This is a genomic window from Pseudomonas sp. (assembly GCF_049645325.1).
Taxonomy (GTDB): Bacteria; Pseudomonadota; Gammaproteobacteria; order Pseudomonadales; family Pseudomonadaceae; genus Aquipseudomonas.
Map to the genome: position 1 here is coordinate 1 of NZ_JBARTQ010000164.1, position 4,664 is coordinate 4,664.

Genomic DNA, 4,664 nt, shown 5'->3' on the forward strand with positions numbered 1-4,664 from the left:
CGATTGCGGTGGGGCAGTCAACAGTGATGTTGAAAGTGCCAGCCTCATCGCAGGCAAGCCAGCTCCCACTTTGTTTTGGTTGCCTTGAAAGAGTGTTCTCTCTGCTCAACCCATTGATTTGCAAAGCACCCGCAATCACAGCTTACCGATAGCCCGGCGCTCTGCTAAAATGCGCCGCCTTATCCGTACGTAGGCTGAACTGTGCCATTTACCTGGGTTGATTGGGCGATCGTTGCAATCGTCGCCATCTCCGCTTTGATCAGTCTAAGCCGCGGCTTCGTAAAAGAAGCACTGTCGTTGCTGACCTGGATCATCGCAGGAGTCGTAGCCTGGATGTTCGGTGGTTCACTGTCGGTTTACCTGGCCGGGTACATCGAAACACCTTCGGCTCGCGTCATCGCGGGCTGCGCCATCATGTTCATCGCCACGCTGCTGGTGGGGGCAATGGTCAATTATCTTATTGGCGAATTGATACGTGTCACCGGCCTCTCCGGGACCGATCGATTTCTCGGCATGGCCTTCGGCGCTGCGCGTGGCGCGTTGCTGGTGGTTGTGGCGGTCGGGTTGTTGAGCCTGGGGCCAGTACAGCAGGATTCGTGGTGGCAGGAGTCGGTACTCGTGCCAAAATTTCTATTGGTTGCAGACTGGTCCAAAAACCTCATTTTGGGGTGGAGCAGTCAGTGGCTGGCCAGCGGAATCAGCGTACCCGCTGATCTTCCGTTCAAGGAACACCTCTTACCGGCCAAAACGCCTCAGTAAGCTGTGTTCAGTCAAGATTCATTAAGTAGGGGTTGCGTCGCATGTGTGGCATCGTCGGTATCGTCGGTAAGTCGAACGTGAATCAGGCGCTGTATGACGCGCTAACCGTCCTCCAGCACCGCGGCCAGGACGCTGCCGGTATTGTGACCAGCCACGACGGCCGGTTATTCCTGCGCAAGGACAATGGCCTGGTGCGTGACGTGTTCCATCAGCGTCACATGCAGCGCCTCGTCGGGCACATGGGCATTGGCCATGTGCGTTACCCGACTGCCGGTAGCTCGACCTCGGCTGAAGCTCAACCGTTTTACGTCAACTCGCCTTACGGCATTACCTTGGCGCACAACGGCAACCTGACCAACGTTGAGCAACTGGCCAAGGAGATTTACGAATCTGACCTGCGCCACGTCAACACCAACTCCGACTCGGAAGTGCTGCTCAACGTGTTCGCCCACGAGCTGGCCCAGCGCGGCAAGCTGCAGCCGACCGAAGAAGACGTGTTTGCTGCCGTCACTGACGTGCACAACCGTTGCGTCGGTGGCTACGCGGTAGTGGCCATGATCACCGGTTACGGCATCGTCGGTTTCCGCGATCCGCACGGCATCCGCCCGATCGTGTTCGGCCAGCGTCACACCGACGAAGGCGTCGAGTACATGATCGCCTCCGAAAGCGTGTCCCTGGACGTGCTGGGCTTCACCCTGATCCGCGACCTCGCGCCGGGCGAAGCGGTCTACATCACTGAAGACGGTAAGCTGCACACTCGTCAGTGCGCTGTCGCGCCGAAACTCACCCCGTGCATCTTCGAGCACGTCTACCTGGCGCGTCCGGATTCGATCATCGACGGCGTTTCGGTGTACAAGGCGCGCCTGCGCATGGGCGAGAAGCTGGCCGAGAAGATTCTGCGCGAGCGTCCTGAGCACGATATCGACGTGGTCATCCCGATCCCGGACACCAGCCGCACCGCCGCGCTGGAGCTGGCCAACCACTTGGGCGTCAAGTTCCGCGAAGGTTTCGTGAAGAACCGCTACATCGGCCGCACCTTCATCATGCCGGGCCAGGCGGCGCGCAAGAAGTCGGTACGCCAGAAGCTCAACGCGATCGAGCTGGAATTCCGTGGCAAGAACGTGATGCTGGTAGACGACTCCATCGTGCGCGGCACCACCTGCAAGCAAATCATCCAGATGGCCCGTGAAGCCGGTGCGAAGAACGTGTACTTCTGTTCCGCCGCGCCTGCCGTGCGTTACCCGAACGTGTACGGTATCGACATGCCGAGCGCTCACGAGCTGATCGCCCACAACCGTTCGACCCAGGACGTGGCCGACCTGATCGGCGCCGATTGGCTGATCTATCAGGACCTGCCGGACCTGATCGAAGCGGTTGGCGGTGGCAAGATCAAGATCGAGCAGTTCGACTGCGCCGTGTTCGACGGCAAGTACGTGACCGGAGACGTCGACGAGGCCTACCTGAACAAGATCGAGCAGGCGCGTAACGACTCCTCGAAGATCAAGACCCAGGCGGTCAGCGCGATCATCGATCTGTACAACAACTGAGTAAACACCGGCCCTGAGGGGCCGGTTTTGTATCTTAAATAAAGAATTGAGTAAGGAGTCGCAGCATGAGTCAGGAATGGGATGCCGGTCGGTTGGACAGCGACCTCGATGGCGTAGCTTTCGATACCCTGGCCGTGCGCGCCGGCCAGCACCGCACCCCGGAAGGTGAGCACGGTGACCCGATGTTCTTCACCTCCAGCTACGTGTTCCGCACCGCCGCCGACGCCGCCGCGCGGTTTGCCGGTGAAGTGCCGGGCAACGTTTATTCGCGTTACACCAACCCGACCGTGCGCGCGTTCGAAGAGCGTATCGCCGCGCTGGAAGGCGCTGAGCAGGCGGTTGCCACTGCGACCGGCATGGCTGCCATCCTGGCCGTGGTGATGAGCCTGTGCAGCGCCGGCGACCACGTGCTGGTGTCGCGCAGTGTGTTCGGGTCGACCATCAGCCTGTTCGAGAAGTACTTCAAGCGCTTCGGCATCGAAGTGGACTACGTGCCGCTGGCAGACCTGTCCGGCTGGGATGCGGCCATCAAGGCCAATACCAAGCTGCTGTTCGTCGAGTCGCCGTCCAACCCGCTGGCCGAGTTGGTGGACATCGCGGCGTTGTCCGAAGTGGCGCACGCCAAGGGCGCGATGCTGGTGGTCGATAACTGCTTCTGCACCCCTGCATTGCAACAGCCGTTGAAGCTGGGCGCCGACATCGTCGTGCACTCGGCAACCAAGTTCATCGACGGCCAAGGCCGTTGCATGGGCGGTGTGGTGGCTGGCCGCAGCGAGCAGATGAAGGAAGTCGTGGGCTTCCTGCGTACGGCCGGCCCGACCTTGAGCCCGTTCAACGCGTGGATCTTCCTCAAGGGTCTGGAAACCCTCAGCCTGCGCATGAAGGCGCATTGCGCCAACGCCCAGGCCCTGGCCGAGTGGCTGGAGCAGCAGGACGGTATCGAAAAAGTGCACTACGCCGGCCTCAAGAGTCACCCGCAGCACGAACTGGCCCAGCGTCAGCAGCGTGGCTTCGGCGCGGTGGTGAGTTTTGAAGTGAGGGGCGGCAAAGAGGGCGCCTGGCGCTTTATCGATGCGACGCGCCTGATCTCGATCACTGCCAACCTGGGTGACAGCAAGACCACCATTACTCATCCAAGCACCACGTCCCACGGTCGCCTGGCGCCGCAGGAACGGGAAGCGGCGGGCATTCTCGACAGCCTGATCCGCATTGCGGTGGGCCTGGAAGACGTGGCTGATTTGCAGGCTGACCTGGCCCGCGGGCTGGCGGCCTTGTGATCGAGTGGTCCATGGACGCTGCGACGGCCAGTAACGGGCGTGTTGCGCTGGTGACCGGCGCGGCACGCGGGATTGGCCTTGGCATTGCCGCGTGGTTGATCAGCGAAGGCTGGCAGGTGGTGTTGACCGACCTGGACCGCGAGCGCGGTTCCAAGGTGTCCAAGGTGCTGGGCGACAACGCCTGGTTTATCACCATGGACGTGGCCGACGAGAAGCAAGTGGCCCAGGGTGTGGCTGAGGTGCTGGGGCAATTCGGTCGCCTGGATGCGTTGGTGTGCAACGCGGCGGTGGCCGATCCGCGCAATATCACCCTGGAAAGCCTCGACCTGGCTTACTGGAACCGCGTGTTGGCGGTCAATCTCAGTGGGCCGATGTTGTTGGCCAAGCATTGCGCGCCCTACCTGCGCGCTCACGGCGGCGCGATCGTCAACCTGGCGTCGACCCGGGCTCGTCAGTCGGAGCCGGACACCGAGGCTTATGCCGCCAGCAAGGGCGGCCTGGTGGCCCTGACACACGCCTTGGCGATGAGCCTGGGGCCGGAAGTGCGGGTCAATGCTGTCAGCCCTGGCTGGATCGATGCACGTGATCCGTCAGCGCGTCGCGCAGAGCCGTTGACCGACGCCGACCACGCTCAGCATCCGGCGGGCAGGGTGGGTACGGTGGAGGACGTGGCGGCGATGGTGGCGTGGTTGCTGTCGCGCCAAGCGGGGTTTGTCACCGGGCAGGAGTTTGTCGTGGACGGTGGCATGAGCAAGAAGATGATTTACAGCGAGTAGGGCGGGCAGCGGTCTTGAAGTCATTTTGTCTTTTTCAGAAAAACTTCAAGCAGGCTATTGACTTAGGTCCGCTACCTGCGTAAATTTCGCGGCCTCAACGAAGCAAAGGGTGATTAGCTCAGCTGGGAGAGCATCTGCCTTACAAGCAGAGGGTCGGCGGTTCGATCCCGTCATCACCCACCACTTCTTGAGAGTTTTGTCTTCGGGCAAGACGCAACGTTAAAGGTTGCACCGACGCGCAGCGGTAGTTCAGTCGGTTAGAATACCGGCCTGTCACGCCGGGGGTCGCGGGTTCGAGTCCCGTC

Annotated in this window: 4 protein-coding genes and 2 tRNA genes; all 6 read left to right on the forward strand. The window is 61.3% G+C overall.

All coding sequences use genetic code 11. The features are described from left to right. Window positions 1-201 precede the first annotated feature (201 nt). The gene (locus tag WBB95_RS07425) at window positions 202-759 is read left to right on the forward strand and encodes a CvpA family protein (RefSeq protein ID WP_003192538.1); all 558 of its coding nucleotides are present in this window, start codon (window positions 202-204) and stop codon (window positions 757-759) included. Between the two features lie 41 nt (window positions 760-800). Continuing rightward, a complete protein-coding gene (purF, locus tag WBB95_RS07430; RefSeq protein WP_064453243.1) occupies window positions 801-2,306 on the forward strand; it encodes an amidophosphoribosyltransferase in 1,506 nt (501 codons plus the stop codon). A 65-nt stretch (window positions 2,307-2,371) separates the two neighbouring features. Further along, window positions 2,372-3,583 carry an O-succinylhomoserine sulfhydrylase gene (locus tag WBB95_RS07435; protein ID WP_424486979.1) on the forward strand — a complete coding sequence of 404 codons (1,212 nt, stop codon included), beginning with the start codon at window positions 2,372-2,374 and terminating at the stop codon, window positions 3,581-3,583. Window positions 3,584-3,594: 11 nt separating this feature from the next. Beyond that, window positions 3,595-4,359: an SDR family oxidoreductase gene (locus WBB95_RS07440; protein WP_424486980.1), complete on the forward strand. Its 765-nt coding sequence runs from the start codon at window positions 3,595-3,597 to the stop codon at window positions 4,357-4,359. A 107-nt stretch (window positions 4,360-4,466) separates the two neighbouring features. Beyond that, window positions 4,467-4,542, forward strand: a tRNA-Val gene (locus tag WBB95_RS07445). Between the two features lie 63 nt (window positions 4,543-4,605). Next, window positions 4,606-4,664: transfer RNA gene (locus WBB95_RS07450), tRNA-Asp, on the forward strand.

Coding starts and splice junctions, on each gene's coding strand:
- WBB95_RS07440 (WP_424486980.1), top strand. CDS start 3,595: ATGGACGCTGCGACGGCCAGTAACGGGCGTGTTGCGCTGGTGACCGGC.
- WBB95_RS07435 (WP_424486979.1), top strand. CDS start 2,372: ATGAGTCAGGAATGGGATGCCGGTCGGTTGGACAGCGACCTCGATGGC.
- purF (WP_064453243.1), top strand. CDS start 801: ATGTGTGGCATCGTCGGTATCGTCGGTAAGTCGAACGTGAATCAGGCG.